A 23,003-nucleotide genomic window follows, 5' to 3' on the forward strand; every position below is an offset into this window, starting at 1 on the left:
ATATTGCTATCTCCCGCTACTCTGTGATCGACGCTACACCAACCATGATGAAGCTCAATGATGGGGTTTCAAGAAATTATCCTTTCTAGGAACAAAAAAGTGTTCAGCCTTAAGTCAACTATCCAGCAGATCGAGTCACTCTTGTCAGAGGATACACAGGCGAGCTTAACCTACGCAGCTCTGGAATGCCGTTTGGCTCTTGAGATAATTTGCTATGAGCGACTGCGTATTTGTCATGACTACATTTCTCACAAGGACCTAAGGAAATGGCAGCCAAGAGATATTGTGAATAAGCTCATCAATGAGGTTGACGCTTACGCGAAAGAAACCCAAACATTGTCAGTGTCGCAAAGCATCACGGACCAAAATAATATCGTAAACGTCGATATTGAAGGAGAACAAACTCCAAAATTGATAATCGGAACTCAAGTAGGCTTTGACCCGCAGAAAATTGGAAGGTTATGGAATGCGCTATCGGGAATCGCTTTACATGTTAGAATTCCAATTAAAAAAGCCGATCGATTCGCAAAATACAGTGATAAAGAAGCGATCCGCATAAAGGTAATTGAAGCTCTCGATGAAATTCGCCGGATCGGCGAGGGGACGTTAATTTCCTCGGGTTTCGGGGAGAACATTAATTTCACATGTTATTGTGGGTCGAAAATCTCTAGACGATTATCGCTGCTAAAAGATAGACAGAAGATCAGCTGTATCAATCCAGACTGTGACGAGACTTACGAGTATTTTATTGATGGTCAAAAATTTCTTAGGAGGACCATTGATGTCAAATGCAAGAGCTGTGGAGAAGTTAAAAATATTCCGAGCAATATGGTTGAGGCAATGAAGAGCGACCAGCATTTGAGTTTCAACTGTGTGAGTTGTGGGGATCAGATAATTATTGCTTATCGCCTGATGCAAGCTCAAAAAAAGTCAGAATCAGGCTAGGAAAGGTGGGATTTCTAAGGAATGTCAGGGTGTCCTTCTGTGATTTGTCGCCCCCCCTCACCGCCGGTTGATCAGCCACACCCCCAGCAGCGCCGCCGCGAGCCCCAGAAACACCGCCGGCTCCGGCCGCTCCCCGAGCAGAACCACCCCGAGCGCCACGCCGATCCCCGCCCGCAGATAGGCCTGGCTCGCCACGCCGAGCGGCCCCAGCGTCTTCACCAGCCGGAAATAGAGGATGAGCGCGACGCCGGTGGAGAGGAGCCCGAGCGCCGCCGCCGCGCCGAGCGCGGCCCAGGAGGGCGAGAGCGCCCAGGGTTCGTCCACCGCCAGCGAGAGCGGGGCGACTACGGCCATAGAGCAGAGCATCGTTCCCGCCGCAGTCGCGGTCGGCGTCAGATGCGCGAGCCGCCGTCCGTGGAGCGCCGCGCCGGCATAGAGCATCGCGCTCGCCAGGGCTGCGATCTGCCCGAGGACGGAGGCGCCGAACCCGCCCCAGGCCTCCCCGCCCACGATCAGCAGCACCCCGCCGAAGCCGAGCGCGACGCCGAGAGCCCGCGCCGGGCTCGCCCGCTCCGAGGGGACGAACATCAGCGCCAGCAGCGTGACGAACAAGGGCGAGGTCGAGTTCAGCACCGCCGCCACCGCGCTCTCCACATGCTGCTGCCCCCAGGCGAGCAGCAGCCAGGCCCCCGTCGCGTTCAGCACGGACTGGATGGCGAGCCGCCCCCAGCTCCGCCCGTCCCGCGGCAGCCGCCCGCCCTGCATGGAGAGAACCCCGAGCAGGAACACGCAGGCGACCGCGATGCGGAGCGCGATGAGCGTGAAGGGCGGCAGCCCCGTCAGCCCGATCTCGACGAAGAGATAGGAGGAGCCCCAGAGGAGCGCGAGAAGCCCGAGCAGCGCCAGCTCCCGAGCCGGAGCGCGGCTCATGAGCCCAGCCCCGCGAACCGCGCCTCCAGCGCCTTCGCCGCCTCCGCGAGCCCCCAGGGCGGGTTGGCGACCCAGAGCCCGCTGCCGATCATCCCGTGGCCGGGCCGTGCGGGCGGGAAGCGCGCCTCGCTCAGAAGCGCCTCGCCGCCGAGGTCGTCGAGCCGCTCGGCGAGCCCCCGCTCCGCCCCGCTGGCGAGGATCGGCCACCAGAGCATGATCACCCCCACGGGCCATTTCCGCCTGAGCTTCGCGACGAGCGCCGGCATCGCCGCGAACTCCGCCTTCAGCTCATAGGAGGGGTCGATCAGCATCAGCCCCCGCCGCGGCGTCGGCGGGGCGAGGGCGAGGGCGAGCGCCGGCCCGTCCTCCTCCCGCACATCCGCGCCGGGCAGCGCGAGGCGCAGCGCCGCCGCCTCCTGCGGGTGACGCTCCGCAAGCACAATCCTGTCCCCCGGCCGGAGCAGCGTCGCCGCGATCAGCGGCGAGCCCGGATAGGCCGAGGGCCCCGCTCGCTCCCGCGCCGCCCCCAGCGCCCGCGCGTAAGGATGCTCCGCCGGGAACCAGGGCTCCATCCGCCCGATCCCCGCCGCCGCCTCTCCGGTCTTCAGCGCCTCCGGCCCCGAGAGGTCATAGAGCGCGCGGCCCGCATGGGTTTCCAGATAGGAAAGCGGCTTCTCCTTCGCCGCCATGTAGCCAAGCGCGAGGGCCAGGAGGGCGTGCTTGTGCACGTCCGCCGCGTTCCCGGCGTGATATGCGTGCTGGTAGGAGAGCATCGCCCCTCAGCCGTGCAGCGCCCGGCTGTCCTCCGGCGCCTCCGCCCGCTCGTGCATCCCGTAATCGCGGATCACGGCGGCGACGCGGAGCCGGTAGCCGGCGAACATCCGCTCCCGCCCCGCCTTCTGCGCGTCGCGGTGGCGGGAGAGGCGGCGCCATTCGTCAAGCGCGGCCTCGTCCCGCCAGAAGGAGATCGAGAGGAGCTTTTCAGGGTTCATAAGGGACTGGAAGCGCTCGACCGAGATGAACCCGTCGATCCCCTCCGCCAGCGGGCGCATCTCCGCGGCCATGGCGAGATAGGGGTCCGTCATCCCCGGCTTCGGCTCCACCTCGAATATCACCGCGATCATCGGCCTGGCTCCCTGTCTGCGCGCTTCACGAAGGTGCGCTCCTCCGAGAGGAGGAATCGCTCGGCTTGCGCGAAGGCGTAATTCTCCCGCCCCGCCGGGTCCATGGCGAGCTTCGCGCGATAGGCCTCGTAGGCGGCGAGGCTCTCGATATGGTAGATCCCGAAGGCGAGGGTGGAGGAGCCTTCGTGCGGCGCGAAATAGCCGACAAGATCGGCCCCGCAGCGCGGGATCGCCTCCGCCCAGCCCCGCGCATAGCGGGTGAAGAGCGCCGGGCGGGCCGGGTCGATCCGGTATCTGATGACGCAGGTGAGCATGGCTGTCTCCTTCTTGGCTGCGCCCCTTCTGCCCGATTGCGCCGCGCCAATGCTTCGGCCATGATCGAACCATGAAGGAAGGACCGGACATCGCCCGCTACGCCGCCCTGATCGGGGACCCGGCCCGCGCGAACATGCTGACGGCGCTGATGGCGGGCCGCGCGCTCACCGCCACGGAGCTTGCGCATGAGGCGGGCGTGACGCCGCAGACGGCGAGCGCGCATCTCGCCCGGCTGGAGGAGGCGGGGATGCTGCGGCGGGAGCGGCAGGGGCGGAGCCGCTATTTCACGCTCGCAGGGCCCGACGTCGCCGCCGCGCTGGAGGCGCTGATGGGCCTCGCCGCCGGGCGGGGCGGGCTCCGCACGCGCCCCGGCCCGCGCGACGCGGCGCTCCGCCGGGCGCGCACCTGCTATGACCATCTGGCCGGGGAGGCGGCCGTCTCGATCCTCGATTCGCTCCGCGCGGGCGGGGGCGTCGCGGGGGAGGCCGAGCTGCGCCTGACGGAGCCGGGCCGCGCCGCCTTCACGGCGCTCGGGATCGACCTTGCGCCGCTCGAAGCGGGCCGCCGCCCGCTTCTTCGCCCCTGTCTGGACTGGTCGGAGCGGAGGGCGCATCTTGGCGGCGCGCTCGGCGCCGCGCTCCTCTCCCGCCTCCTCGCGCTCGGCTTGGCGCGGCGCGGGGAGGGTCGGGCGGTGACGATCACGCCCGAAGGCGCGCGGCGCCTCGGCGAAGCCTTTCCGCCGCCCGCGCGGGCGGCCTGACGGAGACCCGGATGACCGACAGGACGACCCTCACTGGAGGCTGCCTCTGCGGCGCCGTCCGCTATCGCGCCGAGGCTTCGGCGACGCTCCCCTATGTCTGCTGGTGCGCGGATTGCCGGCGCTGGGGCGGCGGGCCGGCGCATTGGGCTGTCGTGGTGGCCTCGCGGGAGGTGGCCATCGAGGGCGCGCCGCGCGTCCATGTCGTGACGGCGGAAAGCGGGCGGGAGGTCGCGCGCTATTTCTGCGGCGCTTGCGGCGGGCATCTCTTCACCTCGCCCTGGCCGGAGGTCAGCCGCTATTCGCTGAAGGCCGGCACGCTGGACGACCCGACACTCTACGAGGCGCAGCACGAGATCTGGGCGCGGAGCCGGGCGCCGTGGGCGGACCGGAATCCGGAGGCGGACCGGCATGAGGCGGGGTTCCCAGGCCCCGTCCCGATTGGATGAGGCTGGATTAGTCTTTGACTGAAATGCTCGGAAAACGGTAGGCCGGAACCGCAAGGCGGCGGAGACGCGGAATGGACGAGGGCGGGATCATCGAGCCGGGCGCGGTGCCCGCCTCCCCTTGGGCGGCGGCGTGGGACTTCCTTGCGCTCGGCGGTCCGGTGATCTGGGCCATAGCCGCGCTCTCCGTCCTCTGCCTCGCGGTGATCCTCTGGAAGGCCTGGCGCCTCGCCCGGCTCGGCGCCTGGTCCCGCCGCCGCGCCCGCGTGGCGCTGACCGTGCTCGCCGCCGGCCGCCCGGCGGAGGCCGAGGCGGTGCTGGCGAGCCGGGGGGACGCCCGCTCCCGCCTCGTCCGATCCGCCATGGCCGCCCGCGCCGCGCTGCCGGAGCCGCAGGCGCGGGAGGAGGTGGAGCGCGCCGCGCGGGCGGAACTCGCCGCCGCCCGCTCCGGCCTCCGCGCGCTCGAACTGATCGCGACTGTGGCGCCGCTTCTCGGCCTTCTCGGCACCGTGCTCGGCATGATCGCCGCGTTCCAGGCCTTGCAGGAGGCCGGCGCGCGGGCGGACCCGGCGGCGCTCGCGGGCGGCATCTGGGAGGCGCTGCTGACCACCGCCGCCGGCATGGCCGTCGCCATCCCGGCCTCCGCCGCCCTCGCCTGGTTCGAGAGCGTGATCGAGGGCCTCCGGCACGACATGGAGGATGCGGCGACGCGCGTCTTCCTCGCGCCCGCCCCGGCGCCCCGCGCGCCTGCGCCGCTCCAGGCCGTCTTCTCGCGATGACCGGATTCCGCTTCGCCCCGCCAGCACCCCCGCGGCGGCGCGCGGCGCTGACGCCGATGATCGACGTGGTGTTTCTCCTCCTCGTCTTCTTCATGCTCGCCGCGCGGTTCGGGGCGGAGGGCGCGCTGCCCGCCGCCGCCGCGGGCGCGGGCGCCGAATGGCGCGGGCCACCGCGCCTCGTGGAGATCGCGCCGGAGGGGCTGCGCCTCAACGGGGCTGTGATCGCGGAGGCCGCGCTCCCCGCCGCGCTCCGCCCGCTGATGACGGGGGAGGGGGACCCGGTGATCCTCCGCGGGGCCGAGGGCGCGAGCCTCCAGCGCGTGATCGACGTGGCGGACGCCTTGCGCGCGGCTGGCTTCGGCGCGCTCGTCCTGGCGGAGTAAATGCGGATCGAGCCCGCCCCCCCGCGGCGCGCCGGCGAGCCGATCCTGCCGATGATCAACGTCGTCTTTCTTCTTCTGGTCTTCTTCGTGATGACCGCGGAGATCGCGCCGCCCGAACCCTTCGAAGTCTCGCCCCCCCGTTCTGCGGCGGCGGAGGGCGGCGCGGCCCTCGCCCTCCATCTCTCGCCGGAAGGGGAGTTCGGCTTCGGCGACCTCCGGGGCGACGAGGCGGCGGCGGCGGCCATCGAGGAGGCGGCGGGCGGGCCGCTCCGTCTCCGGGCGGATGGCGGCATGGAGGCCGCGCGGGTCGCCGCGGCGCTCGCCCGCCTCGCCGCGATGGGCGCGGGGGCGGTCGAACTCGCCGCCGCGCAGGGGTCTCGTCCATGATCGCCGCGCCGTTCCCGCGCGGGGGCGGGGCGGCGGAGGCGGGGGGCTTCCTCGCCCTTGCGCTCCTCCTCCACCTCGCCGCCTTCGCGCTTTTCGGCGGGCCTTCGGGCCTCGTCTCCGGCGGCGCGGGCGGCGATGCGGAGGCGACGATCTCCGGCGCCGCGCCCGCGCTCTCCGCCCTTGTCGAAATCTGGAGCGAGGCGCCCGAGGCCGCCGCCCCCGCGCCGCGCGCGCCCGCCCCGACGCATGACGCCGCACCGGAAACCTCGGCGCCGCTCCCGGAGGCCGTCATGCTGGCGCCCCTCCGCGCATCGCCGGCCCCGGCGGCGGCGGCGGCGCCGGGCGCCGCCGCCGCCCGTCTCCCCCGGCCTCGCGCCCGCGCCCGAACGCCGCGCGGACCGCCGCCGGAGGCGGCCGCCCCCGCCGCGCCGCGCGACATCGCGCCCGCCCGCGCCCCCCCCCCGCCGCGCCGGCCCGGGCGAGAGCCGCGCCGCCGCCGCCCGCCGCCGCGGCGGAGCCGAGGCCGCCCCCGCAGGCGGCGAGGGCGACCGCCGCGCCCGCCCGAGGCCCGCGCCCGGCCCGGGCCCCGCAGAGGAGGCCGCCCCGTCCGCGCGGGCCGAAGGCTCCGGCGGCGGCGCCGAGGCGGGGCCGGGAGACGCGCCCGAAAGCGTGGGCGACGCGGCCGCGCGCGCCTCCCTCGCCGAACGCTGGGGCGGCGCGATCCGCCGCGCGGTGGAGCGGGAAAAGCGCGCCCCCGCCTTAATCCGCCGCGCGGGCGTGGTCGAGATTTCGTTGATGGTGGACCGGTCCGGCGCCCTCCTCTCCGCATCGGTCGCGAAGAGTGCGGGCGCCCCTGCGCTGGACGAGGCGGCGCTGGCTGCGGTGCGCGCCGCCGCGCCCTATCCCGCGGCGCCTGGGGCGCTCGGCCAGGGGCCGTTCGGCTTCACGCTGCCGGTGGTGTTCCGGCCGTGAGGCGCGCCATCGAAGGGGGGCGGATGGTGGGACGTACTGGGCTCGAACCAGTGACCCCAGCGATGTGAACACTGTGCTCTACCAACTGAGCTAACGTCCCGCCGGCGCGGTGGATAGGCCGCGCCCCGCGCCGCGTCAAGCGCTTTCGCCCCCCGCCCGGCGGCGCCTCGCTCCCCGTCGCGCGCCCGGCCCCGGAGGCGACGGATGCGGGCGGGCCCGCTGCGCCGCGCTTCCCTTCGCCCCGCCGCTCCGCTACATCGCCCGGCGAAGGAGCGGCGCCATGTCCCACAACACGTTCGGCCATCTCTTCCGCGTGACGACCTGGGGGGAGAGCCATGGCCCCGCCCTCGGCGCGGTCGTGGACGGCTGCCCGCCGGGCGTGGCGCTTTCCGAGGCCGATATCCAGCCCTGGCTGGACCGGCGGAAGCCCGGCCAGAACCGCTTCACCACGCAGCGCCGGGAGGCGGACGAGGTGGAGATCCTGTCCGGCGTCTTCGAAGGGGTGACGACGGGGACGCCGATCCAGCTCCTCATCCGAAACACCGACCAGCGCTCGAAGGATTATTCCGAGATCGCGGCGAAGTTCCGCCCCGGCCATGCCGATTTCACCTACGAAGCGAAATATGGCCTCCGCGACCCGCGCGGCGGCGGCCGCTCCTCGGCGCGGGAGACGGCGGCGCGCGTGGCGGCCGGGGCCGTGGCCCGGGCGGCGCTTGCTGCGCTCCTCTCCGGCGTCACGATCCGCGGCGCGATGGTGCAGATGGGTCCGCACAAGGCGGATCGTTCGGCATGGGACTGGGACGAGGTGGATCGCAACCCGTTCTGGACGGGAGACGCGAAGGCGGCCGCCTTCTGGGCCGATTATCTCGACGGGGTGCGCAAGGCCGGCTCCTCCGTCGGCGCGGCGATCGAGATCGTCGCCGCGGGCGTCCCCGCCGGGCTCGGCGCGCCGCTCTATGGCAAGCTCGACGCCGACCTTGCGGCGGCGATGATGTCGATCAACGCGGTGAAGGGCGTGGAGATCGGCGCCGGCATGGGCGCAGCGGCCCTGACCGGGGAGGAGAACGCGGACGAGATGCGCATGGGAGAGGATGGCCCCGTCTTTCTCTCCAACCATGCCGGCGGAATCCTCGGAGGCATCTCGACCGGGCAGGAGATCGTCGTCCGCTTCGCCGTGAAGCCGACATCCTCCATCCTCAGCCCGCGCCGGACCGTGGACGGCGCGGGGAACGAGACAGAGATCGTCACGAAGGGCCGGCACGACCCCTGCGTCGGCATCCGCGCCGTGCCGGTGGGGGAGGCGATGATGGCCTGCGTGCTTCTCGACCATCTCCTGCGGGATCGCGGGCAGACGGGGCGGGGCGGGCCGTCACGAAACTGACGCCTGCGCCCCGCAAGACGGGCGCGACAGGGAGGCGCGGATGGAGCGGGGCGGCGTCGGCGAGGTGTTCCTCGCCTTTCTGAAGCTGGGGTTTTCCTCCTTCGGCGGCCCGATCGCGCATCTCGGCTATTTCCGGGAGGAGTTCGTCGCGCGCCGCCGCTGGCTCGACGACGCGGCCTATGCCGATCTCGTCGCGCTCTGCCAGTTCCTGCCCGGCCCGGCCTCCAGCCAGGTCGGATTCGCGCTCGGCCTGATGCGGGCGGGATGGGGCGGGGCGCTGGCCGCCTTCATCGGCTTCACCGCGCCTTCCGCGCTGATCCTCCTCACGCTCGCCCTCGGGGCCTCCGCGCTCGAAGGGCCGTTCGCCGCCGGGGCGCTGAACGGGTTGAAGATCGTCGCCGTCGCCATCGTCGCGCAGGCCGTGCTTGGCATGGCGAAGAGCCTCTGCCCGGACCGGGAGCGGGCGGCGCTCGCCGTCCTCGCCGTCGCGATTCTTGCGGCGCTGCCGGGGGCGGCGGGGATGGTCGCCGCGATCCTCGCCGGGGGGCTCGCCGGCCTCGCGCTCGGGCGGGGCGCGGGGGATGCGGGCGGGCCGCTCGCGGCGCCCGTCAGCCGGGGCGCGGGCCTCGCCGCGCTTTGCCTCTTCGCCGCGCTCCTCCTCCTCGCGCCGCTTCTCGCCGGGGTCTCGCAGGCGCTTGCGATGTTCGACGGGTTCTACCGCGCCGGCGCGCTCGTCTTCGGCGGCGGCCATGTCGTCCTCCCGCTGCTGGAGGCGGAGACGGTTGCGACCGGATGGGTGAGCCGTGAGGATTTCCTCGCCGGCTATGGCGCGGCGCAGGCGGTTCCGGGCCCGCTCTTCACCTTCGCGGCATGGCTTGGCGCGGTCTCCGGCTCCGCGCCGAACGGGGCGGCCGGGGCGGCGCTGGCGCTTTTCGCCCTCTTCCTGCCGGGCTTCCTCCTCCTCGTCGGCGTGCTGCCCTTCTGGGAGCGGCTCCGCGCCCGGGCCTCCGCCCGCTCCGCCATGCAGGGGGCGAACGCGGCCGTCGTCGGCGTGCTCGGCGCGGCGCTCTACGATCCGGTCTTCACCGGCTCGGTCGGCTCGATGACCGATTTCGCGCTGGCGCTGCTCTGTCTCGTCCTCCTCGTCGCGTGGCGCGTCTCGCCGCTCGCCGTCGTCGCGCTCGCGGCCGCGGCGGGCGCCGGGCTGGCCGGGGCAGGTTTGTCATGAGAGGCGCCTAACGCGCTTGACCCGGCCCTCCCGCCGCGGAAACTCGCGGCCCGGGAGCGAGGACAGGCGATGGACGAAGGCAAGGCGGTCGAACAGCTGAGCGAGGAGGAGGCCGCGGCGGCGCTTGCCGCGCTCGCGGCGGAGATCGCGCGGCATGACCGCGCCTATCATCTGAACGACGCGCCGGAGATCGACGACGCCGCCTATGACGCGCTCCGCCGCCGCAACGCGGCGATCGAGGCGCGCTTTCCGGACCTCGTGCGGGAGGACAGCCCCTCGAGCCGCGTCGGCACGGCGCCCTCGGAGGCCTTCGCCAAGGCGCGCCACGAAGTCCCCATGCTCTCCCTCTCCAACGTCTTTTCGGCGGAGGAGGCGGCGGAGTTCGACGCGCGGATCCGCCGCTTCCTCGGCCTCGCGCCCGAAGCGCAGCTCGCCTACACCGCCGAGCCGAAGATCGACGGCCTCTCCCTCTCCCTCCGCTACGAATCGGGCCGACTCGCCGTCGCCGCCACGCGGGGCGACGGGGAGATTGGCGAGACGGTGACGCGGAATGCGCTCACCCTCGATGATATCCCCGAGCGGATCGAGAACGCCCCCGCGCTCCTCGAAGTCAGGGGTGAAGTCTACATGAGCCACGCCGATTTCGCCGCGCTGAACGCCCGGATGGCCGAATCCGGTGGAAAGACCTTCGCCAACCCCCGCAACGCCGCCGCCGGAAGCCTCCGCCAGCTCGACCCGGCGGTCACCGCCTCCCGCCCGCTCCGCTTCTTCGCCTATGCCTGGGGCGCCGCCTCCGAACCGCTGGCCGGTACGCAGTTCGACGCCGTGGAGCGCCTCGGCGCCTTCGGCTTCCCCGTGAACCCGATGATGAAGCGTTGCGAGAGCGTCGAGGCGCTTCTCGCCCATTACCGGGAGATCGAATCGCGCCGCGCCACGCTCGGCTATGACATCGACGGCGTCGTCTACAAGGTGGACGATCTCGCGCTCCAGGCCCGGCTCGGCTTCCGCTCCAACAACCCGCGCTGGGCGACGGCGCACAAGTTCGCGGCGGAAAAGGCGGAAACGGTGCTGGACGCGATCGAGATCCAGGTCGGCCGTACCGGCGCCCTCTCTCCCGTCGCGCGGCTCCGGCCCGTCACGGTCGGCGGCGTCGTCGTGTCGAATGCGACGCTCCACAACGAGGATTATATCGCCGGGCGCGGCGCGAAGGGCGAGCCGATCCGGGAGGGGAAGGATCTCCGCGTGGGCGACACCGTGACGGTCTATCGCGCAGGCGACGTGATCCCGAAGGTGATCGACGTCGACCTCTCCCGCCGCCCGGAAGGCGCAGCGCCCTACGTGTTCCCCACGACATGCCCCGCCTGCGGCTCCCCGGCGGTGCGCGAGGAAGGCGAGGCGGTGCGCCGCTGCACCGGCGCGCTGGCCTGCCCGGCGCAGGCGCTGGAAAAGCTGAAGCACTTCGTCTCCCGCGCCGCCTTCGACATCGAGGGGCTGGGCGCCAAGCAGGTCGAGGCGTTCTGGACGGACGGCTGGGTGAAGACCCCGGCGGACATCTTCCGGCTCGAATCGCGCTATGGCGAGGGCCTGCAACAGCTGAAGAACCGGGAGGGATGGGGCGAGACCTCCGCCCGCAACCTCTTCCGCGCCATCGCGGAGAAACGGCGGATCGGGTTCGACCGGCTCCTCTTCGGCCTCGGCGTCCGGCATGTGGGGGAGACCTCGGCCCTCACACTCGCCCGCGCCTATGGGGACTGGCCGGCCTTCATCGCGGCGATGGACGCGGCCGCGCCGATGGAAGGGGATGCCTGGGAGCATCTCCTCGCCATCGACGGAATCGGCAAGGTCATGGCCGCGGCCCTCGTCGGCTTCTTCGTGGAGGCGCACAACCGGAAGGTGGTGGACGATCTTGTCCCGGAGCTTGAAATCCTCCCCGTCGCCGCCGCCGCGAAGGAAAGCCCGGTTTCCGGCAAGACGGTCGTTTTCACGGGAACGCTGGAGCGGATGACCCGCGCCGAGGCGAAGGCGCGCGCCGAGGCGCTGGGCGCGAAGGTCTCGGGCTCCGTCTCCGCGAAGACGGACATCCTCATCGCCGGGCCGGGGGCGGGCTCCAAGCTGAAGGAGGCGCAGAAGCACGGCGTCGCGGTGCTGGACGAGGAGGGCTGGCTCGCCCTGATCGGCGGCTGAGATGGCCGAGGGCCCGCAAGGACGCCCTGAAATCCTCTGGCCCCTCTTCGCCGGCGCGGAGAGCCTGCCCGGTGTCGGCGGCAAGACGGCGAAGCTGATGGCGAAGCTCGGGATCACGCGCCCGCGCGACCTCCTCTTCACCCCGCCGACAGGCGTGGTGGACCGCCGCCTCCGCCCCTCCCTCGCCGGCGCCCCGCTCGGCGAGCCGGCGACGGTGGAGGCCGAGATCGGGGAGCATCATCCGCCGCGGACGAAGAGCCAGCCCTATCGCGTGATCGCGCGGGACGCGGGCGCCGAATTCGTCCTCGCCTGGTTCCGCCCGCGGGCGGACTGGCTGCGGGAAAAGCTGCCGACCGGCTCCCGCCGCATCCTCTCCGGCAAGGTCGAGATCTTCGACGGCGTCCTCCAGATGACGCATCCCGACCATGTGCTGACACCGGCGGAGGCCGGGGCCCTGCCGGAATTCGAGCCGGTCTATCCGCTCACCGCCGGGCTCTTCCAGCGGCAGATGGCGCGGGCCGCGGCGGAGGCGCTGGCGCTCGCGCCCGACCTGCCCGAATGGCACGACCCGGCGCTGATGAAGCGCGAGGGCTGGCCCGCCTGGCGCCACTCCCTCGCCGCGCTTCACGCGCCTTCGGGCCGCGCCGCGCTCTCCCCCGAGGCGCCGGCGCGGCGGCGGCTCGCCTATGACGAACTGCTCGCCCACGCCCTCGCCCTCGCGCTCGCCCGCGCGCGGATGCGGAAGGGCAAGGGCCGGGCGAGCGCGGGCGACGGGCGGCTCCGCGCGAAGCTCCTCGCCGCGCTGCCCTATGCGCCGACCGGGGCGCAGAGCCGCGCGGCGGCGGAGATCGCGGCGGACATGGCGGCGCCCGAACGGATGATGCGCCTCCTCCAGGGCGATGTCGGCGCGGGCAAGACCCTCGTCGCCATGCTCGCGCTCCTCGCCGCGGTGGAGGCGGGCGGGCAGGGCGCGATGATGGCCCCGACCGAAATCCTCGCCCGCCAGCATGAGGCGAATCTCCGCCCTCTGGCCGAGGCGGCGGGCGCCCGCCTCCTCCTCCTCACCGGGCGGGACAAGGGCGCCGCGCGGGCCGCCAAGCTCGCCGCGCTGAAGGCGGGGGAGGCGGACATCCTCGTCGGCACCCATGCGCTCTTCCAGAAGGAGGTGGAGTTCGCGGACCTTCGCCTCGTCGTGATCGATGAGCAGCACCGTTTCGGCGTCCGCCAGCGAATGGACCTCCTCGAAAAGGGCCTCCGCGCCGACATGCTCTCGATGACGGCGACGCCCATCCCCCGCACCCTCGCCCTCGCCAGCCACGGCGATATGGACGTCTCCGTGCTGGACGAGAAGCCGCCGGGCCGTCAGCCGATCGACACGCGCCTCGTGAACGCGGAGCGGGTCGGGGATGTGGTGGCGCGCCTCCGCGCGGCGCTGGAGGAGGGGCGGCGGGCCTACTGGGTCTGCCCGCTTGTCGATGAATCCGAACTCGTGGACCTCACCGCGGCGGAGGAGCGGGCGGCGCAGCTTCGCCTCGCCCTCGGGCCGGAGCGCGTCGCCCTTGTCCACGGCCGCATGGCGCCGGCGGAAAAGGATGCGGCGATGGCCGCGTTCCACTCCGGCGCTTCGCAACTCTTGGTTGCAACGACCGTGATCGAAGTGGGCGTGGACGTGCCCGAGGCGACGATCATGGTGATCGAGCAGGCGGAGCGCTTCGGCCTCGCGCAGCTTCACCAGCTCCGCGGGCGGGTCGGCCGCGGCGCCGGCGCCTCCACCTGCCTCCTCCTCTATCGCGGCCCGCTCGGCGAGGCGGCGCGCGCCCGGCTCACCACGCTGCGCGAGACGGAGGACGGCTTCCGCATCGCGGAGGCCGACCTGAAGCTCCGCGGGGCGGGCGATCTCCTCGGCGCGGCGCAGTCCGGCCTCCCCGATTTCCGCATCGCGGACATGGAGACGGACGGCGCGCTCATGCAGGTCGCGCAGGCCGACGCCCGCCTCGCCGCGGAGCGCGGGCTGGACGGCGCGCGGGGCTCCGCCCTCCGCACGCTCCTATATTTGCATGACCGTGATGCGGCGATCCGCTACCTCGCCGGTGGATAACTTGTTTCTCTTTTGTTCTTGACGTTGGGGAAAAATAAGAACATGAAAGGAACAGAACGGTTGCTCACGCAACCTGAGGCAGAGGAGCCCCGAAATGACCGCAGCGCGCCGCATCGCCCAACTCGCCGCCGCCCGCCCCGGCGGCGCCTTCGCAGACATTCTCGGGCTCGCCGCCATGTGCGCCATGGTCTTCGCAGGGTTCGCGCTGACGGCGGCCTGAATTCGCCCGCTGCTCAGTGGACGAGGGCGCCGTGGAGCCCAAACGCCCCGACCGCGACAAGGCTGAGCGCCCACAGTAAATCGAGATTGAACCAGCTTCGGGACAGGAACTTCAGCCCGAGCCAGTAGTACACCCCGCTTGCGAGCGCGCCGCCCGCCGCCATCATCGCCGCCGTATGTGCAAGGGCGACGAGCAGGGCGGCGCCGACGGTCGAAGACATGAGAGCCGCGGCCTCACCGGAGCCTTCGCCTGGGAGCGCGCAGAGGCCGAGATAGACCGGCAGCAGCATCAGCCCCGCGCCATGGGCCGTCGCCGCCAGAAACGACCAGAGCGCGAGCCTCGTCGGCGGCACCCGCGCGAGAAACCGGGGATGCTTGCGGCGAACCGCGAGGAAGAGCCCCATCCCGATGACAAGGCAGGCCGCGCCGACGCGGAGTTCACGCTCCCAGGCGATCAGCGTCGCCATGAGCGCGAAAGGCGCCAGGATCGCGGCCATCGCCAGAAAATGGCCGATCCCGAGCGCCGCAAGCGCCCCCGGCAGGGCCGAGGCCCGCCGCTCCATCAGGGCGGCGGAGACGGCGAGAGGCCATCCCATGCCGGGGTTTAGCCCGTGATAGAGGCCCGAGGCGATGACGGCCCACCAGAGGGCCGCCGCGTTCGCCGCGTCGATCAAGGCTCAGACGTTCGGATAGCAGAAACTGTCGGTCGAGCAGTCCCCGCCCTCGAGCCGGATCTGGTGGCTGCGATAGCCCTTCGGGAACTCCACCCAGAAGTCCTTGTTGAGCGTCAGTCCGCCCTCCGGCCCCACATCGGCGCAGACCATCGCCGCCCCGCGCTCGCCCGGATAGAACTGGTCGTCCCAGGTCGAATAGAGCGAATTAGTCCAGTAGACGCGCTTCCCGTCCCGGCTGATCTCCACCATCTGCGGGCCGTAGCCGAAGGTCTTCCCGTTCGGATGCGGCGCCTTGGCGACGATCCCGCCGATCTCCACCTTGCCGGTCAGCACGGGGTTCATCGGGTCGGACACATCGTATTGCCGCATCTCCCCCAGCCCCCAGCAGGCGACATAGAGGAACCGGTCGTCGAGGCTGAGGTCGATGTCGGTCACGAGCGGCGGAACGGCGCCGAAACCCTTCAGGAGGTCCGGCAGGTCCGCCGGGTCGGCCGGCTTCGGGTCGATCGTGATGGTCTTGACCGCCTCGAAGCTCCCGTCAGCCTTTCGCCGCCAGGTGAAGATCGCGCCCTGGAGGTTTGTCGTGTCCACCACCACGCCGCAGAAGCCGTATTCCTTCGCCGGGTCGTGCGCAGGCCGGATTTCCAGCGCCATCTGGTGGTTCGCGCCAAGGTCGATGCTCTGGACGCAGCGACGCGCGCGCAGGTCCCAGAAATGGATCATGTGGCCGTACTTGTTGGAGAGCAGGTCCTCCGGCACGATCCCGTTCTCGAATTGCGGCGGCAGGCCCCATTCGGAACTCACCATGTAGTCCCGCGGCAGGTTCCACCAGAAATCATAGTGCTTCGACTGCGCCCCGCGGTCCATTTCGTAGCGGCCGCGGATCTCGAAGGTCTCGCAATCCATGATGAAGATGCCCGGCGGCCCGTCCGTCCCGTCCTTCCCGCCGCCGCCGAGAGTGGAGACGTAGATTCCCTCAGGCCCGCAATGGATCGTGTGCGGGCGGGAATAGCCGGTCTTGGCGAAGAGCTCCTCCGGCTCGATGATCTTGTGGATCTTCGCCTTCAGCGGCTCCTTCACGTCGATGACGTAGATGCGGCTGGAGCGGATGCCGGGGATGATGAGATAACGCCGTTCGAGGAAGGCGTGCCCGGTGAGCGGCGAGAGGGCGGAGGAGCAGGCGTTCCAGCCGAAATGATGGAACTCGTCCCCCTTGTTCGGCATGAAGAGCGAGTGGACGATCTCGCCATAGCTCTTCGATTTCGGATCGACGTCGATCACCGCGAGCCCGTCGGGCTGCGAGCCGTCCGGGCTCAGCAGCAGGGTGAAAGCGAGCGTCTCCGGCGGGGCCTCCATCGCCATCCGCGGGGTCGGGTGGAATGTAGGATCGGGTCGCATGTTCATGGCGTTGACTCCCCTTGCGGCTGTGCCGGCGCCCCGGTTCTCCGCGGCGCCTTCGGGCCGTCTCTCGCGGCCCCGAAGGGAAGCCTAGTCCCGGCAGGCCCGAGGGGGGAGTCTTTTCTGGGAGTCCGGGCTCAGCCGGCGCGCCGCTTCGCCGCCTCGTCGAGCGCCTGAAGCGTCGCGTCCCATGCCAGCAGGATGGAGGCGTGGCGATTGCGGTAGTCCTTCGCCGGCTCCAGCACCTCCAGCGCCTCGAACGGCGCGCCCGGCGGCGGCGCGCCTTCCTTCAGCATGGCGCGGAGCGCCTCCCGCCCCGCCGCGATCTCCTCCCGGCTCCGACCGAGCACGGCCCCGCCAAGCACGGCGGCGGAGGCCTGGCCGAGCGCGCAGGCCTTCACGTCCTGGCTGAAGCCGGCGACCCTGCCGTCCTCCTCCCGGAGCGATACGGAAACCGTGGAGCCGCAGAGCGGGGAGCGGGCCTTGGCGGCGCCGTTCGCGCCCTCGATCGGCGCGGTCAGCGGCATGTCCGCCGCGAGGGCGAGGATGCGCTTCGAGTAAAGCTGGATCAGGTCCGTCTCGGCCATGTCATTCTCCCGTCCAGCGTCATAGATAGCGCCGCAAGACCGATCCGCAAAGAGGAGCCCGCCATGCCGGCGCCGTTCGACCCCGCCGCCCTCGCCTGGGATTCCCGCGGCCTCATCCCCGCCATCGCGCAGGAGGCGGCGACGGGCGAGGTGCTAATGCTCGCCTGGATGAACGAGGCGAGCCTGCGGGAGACGCTGGAGACCGGGCGCGTCTGCTACTGGTCCCGCTCCCGCGCCGCCTTCTGGCGGAAGGGGGAGACGTCCGGCCATGTCCAGCGCCTCGTCGAGCTGCGCTTCGACTGCGACCGGGATTGCCTCCTCCTCCTTGTCGAGCAGGAGGGCCCGGCCTGCCACACCAACCGGCGGAGCTGCTTTTACACCGCGGTGCGCGGGGGCGAGGCGGTGGAGATCATGGAGCCGCAGGCGGGGTGAGCGTTCCGGGCGGAAGCAAGTGACGCCTAAGACCCGGCCGGATCGTCTTTCGGGCCGTCCCATAGAGCGCCCGGCTGATCTGACCCGCGTCAGATCAGCCCGCGCCCACCGCGGCGGTCACAGCCTGATCTTCGACCGAGGCGGCGGCTTGGCGCCCCTCGCCCTCCGGCTTGCGCCTCCGGGCGACGGCCTCCGCGACCTTCCACTGGAAGGTCACTCATCGAGGCCGGACAAAAGGGATGGTGAAGGCGCGCCCCATAGAGCGCCCGTGGGCAGACGCCCCCCTCACCCCTTGATGATCAGCGGCCAGGGGCTCACCTCGTCCTCCAGCCTCACCGGAACATGAACCAGCGTCGGCCCCTCCGCCGCCAGCCCCTCCCGCGCCGCCGCCTCCAGCGCCTCGGCCCCCTCGGCGCGGGCGTAACGCCAGCCATAGGCGCGGGCGAGGAGCTCGAAATCCGGATTGTCGAAGTCGGAGGCGAACGCGCGGCCCTCGTAGAGCCGCATCTGGTCCCGCTTCACGTTGCCATAGGCGCCGTTGTCGAAGAGGACGACCGTGACGTTCAGCCCCTCCCGCGTCGCCGTCGCCATCTCGCTCGCGCCGTAGAGGAAGCCGCCGTCCCCCGTGATCGAGAGCACGGGCAGCTCTGGCCGCGCCGCCTTCACGCCGAGCGCGGTCATGAAGCCGTAGCCGAGATTGCCCTGGAAGCCGCTCGTCACATAGGTGCGGGGCGCGAACACGTCCCAGGCGAAGAAGGCGGCGTAGCCGGCCTGCGTGAGCTCGTCGACGAAGATCCCCTCTCGCGGCAGGGCGCGGCGGAGCGCCTCGAGATGGCCGACATGCGGGCGCACCTCCGCAATCGCCTGCGCCGCGCGGGCGCGCGCCTGCTGGAGCCGCTCCCGCCCCGCCGGTTCATGGCCTTCGAGCGCGGCGCGGAGCGCCTCCGCCCCCGCCGCCGCATCCGCCACGATCCCGACATGGGGCACGAGCCGCCCCATCTCGTCGGGGTCGATGTCGATCCGGATCAGGTGCGGCGGCGCCTCCGGCTCCACGATCCGCGTCCCCATGCCGGACCAGCGCATATAGGGCATCTCGAGCCGGGAGCCGATTCCGATCAGAAGGTCCGTCTCCTCCCAGAGCGTGCGCGCGGCGTAGGAGGAGAGCGCGAGCGGATGGTCCGAAGGCGCGATCCCCCGCCCGCCGCGATGGGAGACGACCGGGGCGCCGAGCGCCTCGGCGAGCGCCAGAACCTCCGGCCCCGCATGCCGCGCCCCCGTCCCGACCGCGATCATCGGCCGTTTCGCCGCGCGGGCGAGCCGCGCCGCCTCCGCAATTGCCCCCGCATCGGGCGCGGGCGGCGGCGCAAGGGGCAGGAGGGCGAAGGGCTCCGCCTCGCCCTCCTTCGCCAGATCGTCCCAGCACATCTCGATCAGCGCGGGGCCGGGGCGGCCCGAGAGCATGGCGCGGAACGCCTCCGCCACGATGCGCGGCGCGTCCTCCGCCCGCTCGATCCGGGAGGCGTAGTTGCAGAACCGGCCCGCCGCGCCGAGCTGGTCCGGAATCTCGTGGAGATGACCGCGCTTCGCCTCAAGGAAGGCGCGCGGCGTCTGCCCCGTCACGCAGAGGACGGGAAGGCTGCAGCCCCAGGCGGTCGAGAGCGCGGCGAGTGTGTTGAGCACGCCCGGCCCGGGCACGACGCAGTAAACGCCGGGCCGCCCCGTCGCCTGCGCATAGCCGAAAGCCATGTAGGCCGTCGCCTGCTCGTGCCGCGCGCCGATGGTGCGGATCGCGCCCGCCCGCTTCGCCAGCCCGTCGAAGATCGGATAGGTCTGCACGCCCGGCAGGCCGAACACCGTATCCACCCCATGCTCCGCCAGCGCGGCGACGATGGCCTCTCCCCCGCTCATCCGCATCGGCTCAGCCCTTGCCCGCGGCCATGACGCAGAGAAGCTCGAACATCACGGTCGCGCCGTTGAGCGCGGTGACCCCGCCGACGTCGAAGGGAGGGGAGACCTCCACCATGTCCGCGCCGATGATCTCGCAGCCCCCCAGCATCCGGATCATCCCCTGCGCCTCCCGCATCGTGAGGCCGCCGGCCTCCGGCGTGCCGGTGCCGGGCGCGAAGGCGGGGTCGAGGCTGTCGATGTCGAAGCTGACATAGATCGGCCCCGCGCCGACGAAGTCCAGCGCCTCCGCCATCGCCGCGCGCCAGCCCTTCTCCTCCACCTCCTCCATCTTCATGACGCGCATGCCGCTGTCATAGGAGAACTTCCACATGTCCGGGTTGTACATGGTCCCGCGGATGCCGATCTGCGCCACGCGCTTCGGGTCGAGCAGGCCCTCGTCCACGGCGATCTTGAACGGCGCGCCGTGATGGAAGCGGCTGCCGCCGTAATCGTTCCCCGTATCCGCATGGGCGTCGATATGGATCATGCCCACCGGCCCCTCCTTCGCCAGCGCGCGGAGGATGGGGAGGGAGACGGAATGATCTCCGCCGCAGGTCAGCGGGCGGATTCCGGCGGCCTTGACCCGGTCGAAATAGGACTGGATCTCGCGGTGCGCGCCTTCCAGCTCGAACGGCTTCTGGATCCAGGCGTCGCCGATATCCGCGACCTTCGCCTTGAGGAACGGCGCCTCGCCCGTGGCCTGATTGTGGCCGCGGATGAGGGAGGACTGGTTCCGCACCTCGCGCGGCCCGTGCCGCGGGCCAGGCCGGTTCGTCACGCCGCCGTCATAGGGCACGCCGCAGACGCCGATATCGAGGCCCGAGCCCGCGAACTCCTCGACATAGGGCATGCGGAAGAAGGTCGCGAGGCCGGTGAAGCGGGGGCGCTGGCGCGGGTCGGAGAAGTCGAGCGTTTCAGACATGCGGGGCTCCTTTTCCCGCAGCATGGCGGGAGGGCGGAGCCGCCGCAAGGCCGACGCTTTCGCGCGTGGCGCAGCGCGATCAGAAGAGGTTGCGGAAGGCCGAGCGTGTGTCGGTCTGGGTGCTCACCGCCGCGACGAGGTCCAGCCCCTCCGGCGTCGGTGCGCCCGCCTCATCAAGCCAGTGGCGGGCGCGCGCGGCGCTCAGCGCATCGGTTTCGTTGGCGCCGCCGGAGATGAAATGGGCGAGGCTTAGGATCTTCCGCTGGTCCTGGTCTGCGTGCTGTTTCTGCATCTTTGTCTCCCTCTTGCGGGGGAGGAAGATGCAGCGCCGCGCCTCCCAGTCAAATCGCCGCGCTCATTCCGCCGGCGTCTTCTCCGCCCGCCCCGCTTCGCCGCTCCGCGCGTCGACGAGCCTGTCGTAGTCCGGATGAATCGTTCCGCAGAGCCGGTCCCAGAAGGAGAAGAAGTTGGCGTAGTTGTAGCCGAACTTCTCATGATGCTGGTCATGGAAGGTGACGCAGACCATGGGCGAGGGGAAGCGCGTCGTCCTGTCCGCGAAATGCTCGAAGCCGGAATGGCCGATCTGCCCGTTCACATGATCCCAGAGCCGGTGAAGGAGCAGCACCAGCGGCGGGATCGGGAGGAGGACGGGCGCGATCAGATAATAGGACTGCATCGCGAAGGCGTCGGGCAACGAGTCCGAATAGTTGGACCATACGGTCGGCGCGACGGAGCGGTGATGCCAGAGGTGATGCCGGTAGAGCGGCTTCCAGTGCATCAGCCGGTGGCCCCAGTAGAACCAGGCGTCGTAGAGCACGACCGAGAGCGCGAACATCCCGGCAAGGCTCCAGATCGAAAGGTCCAGCGGGGACCAGAGCGTCCAGCCCATCCATTGCAGCCAGAGCCCCCCTGCGAGGCAGCCGCAGGTCACGACGAGCGACTTGAGGGACTGGACGATCTCGACCCGCGCCCGGTCCTCCCCCCGCCGGCGCTTCTGGATGCGCCGCTCAGGCCGGCGCGCGTTGATCCGGAGAAGGAGCAAGCCCTGCGCGAAATAGAGCGAGACGGTGGCGGCGTAGACCGCGGCCCAGAGCCCGAGAAGAACGCCGAGCTCCGCCACAGCGCTACTCCGCCGGCGCCGGCGGGGCCGTGGCCTCGCGCGCCTTCACAAGCTGGTCGTAATCCGGGTGGAGCGTGCCGTGCAGGCGATCCCAGATCGAGGTGAAGTTGCCGTAATTCCAGCTGTAAAGCTCGTGGTGCTGGTCATGATAGGTTGTGCACACGAGCGGGGAGGGGGCCCGCGTGCTCCGGTCCGCGAAGAACTCGTAGCCGCAATGGCCGAGTTGGCCGTTGAAATGGTCATAAAGCCGGTGGACGACGAGCGCGAGAGGCGGGATCGGGAGGAGGATGACCGCAAAGATCATCCAGCTCTGGATCATCAGCGTTTCCACAGGGCTCTGGCTGTCGGTGGACCAGACGGTGGGCGCCCGGCTCTGATGGTGCCAGCGGTGGAAGCGGACGAAGCGCTTCGTGTGCAGCAGCCGATGCGCCCAGTAATAATAGAGATCATAGCCTAGGATCAGCAGCGCCGCGCCGATGGCGATTCCGATCCAGCCTTCCATCGGGCTCCAGAGCGTCCAGCCGAAGAGAGAGAGGCAGATCGCGAGCGCCATGCAGAAGCTGGTGATCGCGATGGAACGGAGGCTTTCCATGATCTCCGCCCGCGCCCGCGCCTCCCCGTCCGCCCGCGCCTGGATCTTCCGTTCCGGATACCGGCGGGCGTAGGCGCGGATCGCGAGGCCGCCGGCGAAATAAAGCGCTGTCGTCGCCGCCCAGATGAGCGCGGTGAGAACGGCGAGATGCGCGGCGAACGCCATGAGGGTCTTCCTTCTCCTGCGCCGCAACATAGCGCCCAAGACGCCAAGGCGCCACCGCCCCTGTCTTGACTCAGGCCCGCGCCCGGCGCCCCTTCGCGCCACGGGCGGAAAAGGGGCGGCTTTGGGCGGCGGATCGCGATACGGAACGGCGCTGATCGTCCTGGCGGTCGGTCTCCTATGGGGGCTAAACTGGCCGGCGGTGAAGTTCATGATGACGGAGCTGCCGCCGCTCACCGTCCGGGCGCTGGCCTTCCCCATGGCCGCCTGCCTCCTTGCACTCGTCGCGCTGGCGCTCGGCCATCGGCTGCTGCCGCCGCGCGAGGAGATTCCGGCGCTGGTCCGCACCGGGCTCCTCAGCGTCTTCGCCTTCAACGCGCTGACTTCCATCGGCCAGACGCTGACGGAGGCGTCGAAGGCCGCGATCGTCGCCTACACGATGCCGGCGCTGACCGCCGTCCTCGCAGCATTCTTCCTCGGGGAGCGTCTTACGGGCCGCCGCGTCGCAGCGCTGGGGATCGGGCTCGCCGGCCTAGCGGCGCTCGGCTGGGGGAGCTACGCGCAGGTTGCGGCGGCGCCGGCGGGGCTCCTTGTCATGCTGCTTGCCGCGTTCTGCTGGGCGCTCGGGAACGTTTCGATGAAGGCGCGGAACTGGGCGCTGTCGCCCCTTGCGCGCACCGTCTGGTTCTTCGTCGTCTCGACCGCTGCGATCTGGCCCGTCGTGCTCATGCTGGAGGAGCCCTGGACAGTCCCGCTCCCCTCCGCGCCCGTCCTCGCCACGCTGGCCTTCCATGTGCTCGGGCCGATGGTCGTCTCCTACACGCTCTTCGCGGTGCTGGTCGGGCGCCTCCCCGCCTCCGTCGCCGCCATCGCGACGCTGACGGCGCCGGTCGTCGGCGTCCTCTCCTCCATCCTCTTCCTCGGGGAGGCGGCGACGGCGGCGAAGGCGGTCGCGCTCCTCCTCATCGTCGCCTCCATCGCGATGACGCTGGCGCCGCGGCGGGGGGCGTCCTAGCCTCCG

Annotated in this window: 26 protein-coding genes, 1 tRNA gene and 1 pseudogene; 14 read left to right on the forward strand and 14 right to left on the reverse strand. The window is 70.8% G+C overall.

From position 1 onward, the window contains the following. Window positions 1-57 precede the first annotated feature (57 nt). The gene (locus tag ACE37J_RS09660; protein ID WP_409710717.1) at window positions 58-945 is read left to right on the forward strand and encodes a hypothetical protein; all 888 of its coding nucleotides are present in this window, start codon (window positions 58-60) and stop codon (window positions 943-945) included. Between the two features lie 57 nt (window positions 946-1,002). Here the strand turns inward: ACE37J_RS09660 and ACE37J_RS09665 are convergent, their stop codons facing one another. The 4 genes from ACE37J_RS09665 to ACE37J_RS09680 are packed head-to-tail and all read right to left on the reverse strand — an operon-like array spanning window position 1,003 to window position 3,313. Then, a complete protein-coding gene (locus ACE37J_RS09665) occupies window positions 1,003-1,875 on the reverse strand; it encodes a DMT family transporter (protein ID WP_409710720.1) in 873 nt (290 codons plus the stop codon). Then, on the reverse strand, window positions 1,872-2,648 hold the full coding sequence (gene rlmJ / locus ACE37J_RS09670) for a 23S rRNA (adenine(2030)-N(6))-methyltransferase RlmJ (protein ID WP_409710723.1): 777 nt from the start codon (window positions 2,646-2,648) through the stop codon (window positions 1,872-1,874). Before rlmJ ends, ACE37J_RS09665 begins: the two co-directional genes overlap by 4 nt. Window positions 2,649-2,654: 6 nt before the next feature. Then, window positions 2,655-2,999 (reverse strand): antibiotic biosynthesis monooxygenase family protein, encoded by a 345-nt coding sequence (locus ACE37J_RS09675; protein WP_409710726.1) that lies wholly within the window; start codon window positions 2,997-2,999, stop codon window positions 2,655-2,657. Further along, window positions 2,996-3,313, reverse strand: a complete 318-nt coding sequence (locus ACE37J_RS09680) for an NIPSNAP family protein (RefSeq protein WP_409710729.1) — start codon at window positions 3,311-3,313, stop codon at window positions 2,996-2,998. Before ACE37J_RS09680 ends, ACE37J_RS09675 begins: the two co-directional genes overlap by 4 nt. A 71-nt stretch (window positions 3,314-3,384) precedes the next feature. On the opposite strand from ACE37J_RS09680, the gene ACE37J_RS09685 reads away from it, so the two are divergent. The 6 genes and pseudogenes from ACE37J_RS09685 to ACE37J_RS09710 all read left to right on the forward strand — a co-directional run bounded on the left by ACE37J_RS09685 (window position 3,385) and on the right by ACE37J_RS09710 (window position 7,038). Next, complete coding sequence (locus ACE37J_RS09685) at window positions 3,385-4,074, forward strand: ArsR/SmtB family transcription factor (protein ID WP_409710732.1); 690 nt, start codon at window positions 3,385-3,387, stop codon at window positions 4,072-4,074. A gap of 11 nt (window positions 4,075-4,085) precedes the next feature. Further along, window positions 4,086-4,520 (forward strand): GFA family protein, encoded by a 435-nt coding sequence (locus tag ACE37J_RS09690; protein WP_409710735.1) that lies wholly within the window; start codon window positions 4,086-4,088, stop codon window positions 4,518-4,520. A 137-nt stretch (window positions 4,521-4,657) separates the two neighbouring features. Beyond that, window positions 4,658-5,296, forward strand: a pseudogene (locus tag ACE37J_RS09695) (MotA/TolQ/ExbB proton channel family protein); the annotation flags it as partial. Then, window positions 5,293-5,679: an ExbD/TolR family protein gene (locus ACE37J_RS09700; RefSeq protein ID WP_409710738.1), complete on the forward strand. Its 387-nt coding sequence runs from the start codon at window positions 5,293-5,295 to the stop codon at window positions 5,677-5,679. The pseudogene ACE37J_RS09695 and the gene ACE37J_RS09700, both read left to right, overlap by 4 nt. Next, window positions 5,680-6,066 (forward strand): biopolymer transporter ExbD, encoded by a 387-nt coding sequence (locus tag ACE37J_RS09705; protein ID WP_409710741.1) that lies wholly within the window; start codon window positions 5,680-5,682, stop codon window positions 6,064-6,066. 669 nt (window positions 6,067-6,735) lie between these two features. Further along, window positions 6,736-7,038, forward strand: coding sequence for a TonB family protein (locus ACE37J_RS09710; RefSeq protein WP_409710744.1), 303 nt, complete (start codon window positions 6,736-6,738; stop codon window positions 7,036-7,038). 24 nt (window positions 7,039-7,062) lie between these two features. Here the strand turns inward: ACE37J_RS09710 and ACE37J_RS09715 are convergent. Then, window positions 7,063-7,138, reverse strand: a tRNA-Val gene (locus tag ACE37J_RS09715). A gap of 180 nt (window positions 7,139-7,318) precedes the next feature. Here ACE37J_RS09715 and aroC point away from each other — a divergent pair. The 5 genes from aroC to ACE37J_RS09740 all read left to right on the forward strand — a co-directional run bounded on the left by aroC (window position 7,319) and on the right by ACE37J_RS09740 (window position 14,149). Next, a complete protein-coding gene (aroC, locus tag ACE37J_RS09720; protein WP_409710747.1) occupies window positions 7,319-8,419 on the forward strand; it encodes a chorismate synthase in 1,101 nt (366 codons plus the stop codon). Window positions 8,420-8,459: 40 nt separating this feature from the next. After that, complete coding sequence (chrA, locus tag ACE37J_RS09725; protein ID WP_409710750.1) at window positions 8,460-9,647, forward strand: chromate efflux transporter; 1,188 nt, start codon at window positions 8,460-8,462, stop codon at window positions 9,645-9,647. A gap of 69 nt (window positions 9,648-9,716) precedes the next feature. Next, window positions 9,717-11,831, forward strand: coding sequence for an NAD-dependent DNA ligase LigA (gene ligA / locus ACE37J_RS09730; protein WP_409710753.1), 2,115 nt, complete (start codon window positions 9,717-9,719; stop codon window positions 11,829-11,831). A gap of 1 nt (window position 11,832) precedes the next feature. Then, window positions 11,833-13,929: an ATP-dependent DNA helicase RecG gene (gene recG / locus ACE37J_RS09735; protein WP_409710756.1), complete on the forward strand. Its 2,097-nt coding sequence runs from the start codon at window positions 11,833-11,835 to the stop codon at window positions 13,927-13,929. Between the two features lie 94 nt (window positions 13,930-14,023). Beyond that, window positions 14,024-14,149, forward strand: coding sequence for a hypothetical protein (locus ACE37J_RS09740; RefSeq protein WP_409710759.1), 126 nt, complete (start codon window positions 14,024-14,026; stop codon window positions 14,147-14,149). Between the two features lie 13 nt (window positions 14,150-14,162). Here the strand turns inward: ACE37J_RS09740 and ACE37J_RS09745 are convergent, their stop codons facing one another. The 3 genes from ACE37J_RS09745 to ACE37J_RS09755 form a co-directional block, all read right to left on the reverse strand. Then, window positions 14,163-14,822, reverse strand: a complete 660-nt coding sequence (locus ACE37J_RS09745) for a hypothetical protein (RefSeq protein ID WP_409710762.1) — start codon at window positions 14,820-14,822, stop codon at window positions 14,163-14,165. Between the two features lie 3 nt (window positions 14,823-14,825). Further along, on the reverse strand, window positions 14,826-16,226 hold the full coding sequence (locus ACE37J_RS09750; protein ID WP_409710765.1) for a selenium-binding protein SBP56-related protein: 1,401 nt from the start codon (window positions 16,224-16,226) through the stop codon (window positions 14,826-14,828). 131 nt (window positions 16,227-16,357) lie between these two features. After that, entirely contained in the window at window positions 16,358-16,807 is a 450-nt protein-coding gene (locus ACE37J_RS09755; RefSeq protein WP_409710768.1) for an iron-sulfur cluster assembly scaffold protein, read from the reverse strand. Between the two features lie 63 nt (window positions 16,808-16,870). Here ACE37J_RS09755 and hisI point away from each other — a divergent pair, with 63 nt between their 5' ends. Next, window positions 16,871-17,239, forward strand: coding sequence for a phosphoribosyl-AMP cyclohydrolase (hisI, locus tag ACE37J_RS09760; protein ID WP_409710771.1), 369 nt, complete (start codon window positions 16,871-16,873; stop codon window positions 17,237-17,239). Between the two features lie 94 nt (window positions 17,240-17,333). On the opposite strand, the gene ACE37J_RS09765 is transcribed toward hisI, so the two are convergent. The 6 genes from ACE37J_RS09765 to ACE37J_RS09790 all read right to left on the reverse strand — a co-directional run bounded on the left by ACE37J_RS09765 (window position 17,334) and on the right by ACE37J_RS09790 (window position 21,985). After that, window positions 17,334-17,456 carry a hypothetical protein gene (locus ACE37J_RS09765; RefSeq protein WP_409710774.1) on the reverse strand — a complete coding sequence of 41 codons (123 nt, stop codon included), beginning with the start codon at window positions 17,454-17,456 and terminating at the stop codon, window positions 17,334-17,336. A gap of 68 nt (window positions 17,457-17,524) precedes the next feature. Further along, the gene (locus tag ACE37J_RS09770; protein WP_409710777.1) at window positions 17,525-19,147 is read right to left on the reverse strand and encodes a thiamine pyrophosphate-dependent enzyme; all 1,623 of its coding nucleotides are present in this window, start codon (window positions 19,145-19,147) and stop codon (window positions 17,525-17,527) included. Between the two features lie 10 nt (window positions 19,148-19,157). Then, window positions 19,158-20,108 carry an agmatinase gene (gene speB, locus ACE37J_RS09775; protein ID WP_409710780.1) on the reverse strand — a complete coding sequence of 317 codons (951 nt, stop codon included), beginning with the start codon at window positions 20,106-20,108 and terminating at the stop codon, window positions 19,158-19,160. Between the two features lie 79 nt (window positions 20,109-20,187). After that, window positions 20,188-20,400: a hypothetical protein gene (locus ACE37J_RS09780; RefSeq protein WP_409710783.1), complete on the reverse strand. Its 213-nt coding sequence runs from the start codon at window positions 20,398-20,400 to the stop codon at window positions 20,188-20,190. A gap of 63 nt (window positions 20,401-20,463) precedes the next feature. Next, window positions 20,464-21,228 carry a sterol desaturase family protein gene (locus ACE37J_RS09785; protein WP_409710786.1) on the reverse strand — a complete coding sequence of 255 codons (765 nt, stop codon included), beginning with the start codon at window positions 21,226-21,228 and terminating at the stop codon, window positions 20,464-20,466. 4 nt (window positions 21,229-21,232) lie between these two features. After that, window positions 21,233-21,985 (reverse strand): sterol desaturase family protein, encoded by a 753-nt coding sequence (locus tag ACE37J_RS09790; RefSeq protein WP_409710789.1) that lies wholly within the window; start codon window positions 21,983-21,985, stop codon window positions 21,233-21,235. 121 nt (window positions 21,986-22,106) lie between these two features. Between ACE37J_RS09790 and ACE37J_RS09795 the strand changes: the two genes are divergently transcribed. Next, the gene (locus ACE37J_RS09795) at window positions 22,107-22,997 is read left to right on the forward strand and encodes a DMT family transporter (RefSeq protein WP_409710792.1); all 891 of its coding nucleotides are present in this window, start codon (window positions 22,107-22,109) and stop codon (window positions 22,995-22,997) included. Window positions 22,998-23,003 lie beyond the last annotated feature (6 nt).

The sequence above is a fragment of the Pikeienuella sp. genome (genome assembly GCF_046290545.1).
GTDB lineage: Bacteria > Pseudomonadota > Alphaproteobacteria > Rhodobacterales > Rhodobacteraceae > Pikeienuella.

Bases quoted from the DNA above. Each gene is read 5' to 3' on its own strand.
- ACE37J_RS09660 (WP_409710717.1), top strand. From the start codon at position 58: ATGATGGGGTTTCAAGAAATTATCCTTTCTAGGAACAAAAAAGTGTTC.
- ACE37J_RS09665 (WP_409710720.1), bottom strand. From the start codon at position 1,875: ATGAGCCGCGCTCCGGCTCGGGAGCTGGCGCTGCTCGGGCTTCTCGCG.
- rlmJ (WP_409710723.1), bottom strand. From the start codon at position 2,648: ATGCTCTCCTACCAGCACGCATATCACGCCGGGAACGCGGCGGACGTG.
- ACE37J_RS09675 (WP_409710726.1), bottom strand. From the start codon at position 2,999: ATGATCGCGGTGATATTCGAGGTGGAGCCGAAGCCGGGGATGACGGAC.
- ACE37J_RS09680 (WP_409710729.1), bottom strand. From the start codon at position 3,313: ATGCTCACCTGCGTCATCAGATACCGGATCGACCCGGCCCGCCCGGCG.
- ACE37J_RS09685 (WP_409710732.1), top strand. From the start codon at position 3,385: ATGAAGGAAGGACCGGACATCGCCCGCTACGCCGCCCTGATCGGGGAC.
- ACE37J_RS09690 (WP_409710735.1), top strand. From the start codon at position 4,086: ATGACCGACAGGACGACCCTCACTGGAGGCTGCCTCTGCGGCGCCGTC.
- ACE37J_RS09700 (WP_409710738.1), top strand. From the start codon at position 5,293: ATGACCGGATTCCGCTTCGCCCCGCCAGCACCCCCGCGGCGGCGCGCG.
- ACE37J_RS09705 (WP_409710741.1), top strand. From the start codon at position 5,680: ATGCGGATCGAGCCCGCCCCCCCGCGGCGCGCCGGCGAGCCGATCCTG.
- aroC (WP_409710747.1), top strand. From the start codon at position 7,319: ATGTCCCACAACACGTTCGGCCATCTCTTCCGCGTGACGACCTGGGGG.
- chrA (WP_409710750.1), top strand. From the start codon at position 8,460: ATGGAGCGGGGCGGCGTCGGCGAGGTGTTCCTCGCCTTTCTGAAGCTG.
- ligA (WP_409710753.1), top strand. From the start codon at position 9,717: ATGGACGAAGGCAAGGCGGTCGAACAGCTGAGCGAGGAGGAGGCCGCG.
- recG (WP_409710756.1), top strand. From the start codon at position 11,833: ATGGCCGAGGGCCCGCAAGGACGCCCTGAAATCCTCTGGCCCCTCTTC.
- ACE37J_RS09740 (WP_409710759.1), top strand. From the start codon at position 14,024: ATGACCGCAGCGCGCCGCATCGCCCAACTCGCCGCCGCCCGCCCCGGC.
- ACE37J_RS09750 (WP_409710765.1), bottom strand. From the start codon at position 16,226: ATGAACATGCGACCCGATCCTACATTCCACCCGACCCCGCGGATGGCG.
- ACE37J_RS09755 (WP_409710768.1), bottom strand. From the start codon at position 16,807: ATGGCCGAGACGGACCTGATCCAGCTTTACTCGAAGCGCATCCTCGCC.
- hisI (WP_409710771.1), top strand. From the start codon at position 16,871: ATGCCGGCGCCGTTCGACCCCGCCGCCCTCGCCTGGGATTCCCGCGGC.
- ACE37J_RS09770 (WP_409710777.1), bottom strand. From the start codon at position 19,147: ATGAGCGGGGGAGAGGCCATCGTCGCCGCGCTGGCGGAGCATGGGGTG.
- speB (WP_409710780.1), bottom strand. From the start codon at position 20,108: ATGTCTGAAACGCTCGACTTCTCCGACCCGCGCCAGCGCCCCCGCTTC.
- ACE37J_RS09780 (WP_409710783.1), bottom strand. From the start codon at position 20,400: ATGCAGAAACAGCACGCAGACCAGGACCAGCGGAAGATCCTAAGCCTC.
- ACE37J_RS09790 (WP_409710789.1), bottom strand. From the start codon at position 21,985: ATGGCGTTCGCCGCGCATCTCGCCGTTCTCACCGCGCTCATCTGGGCG.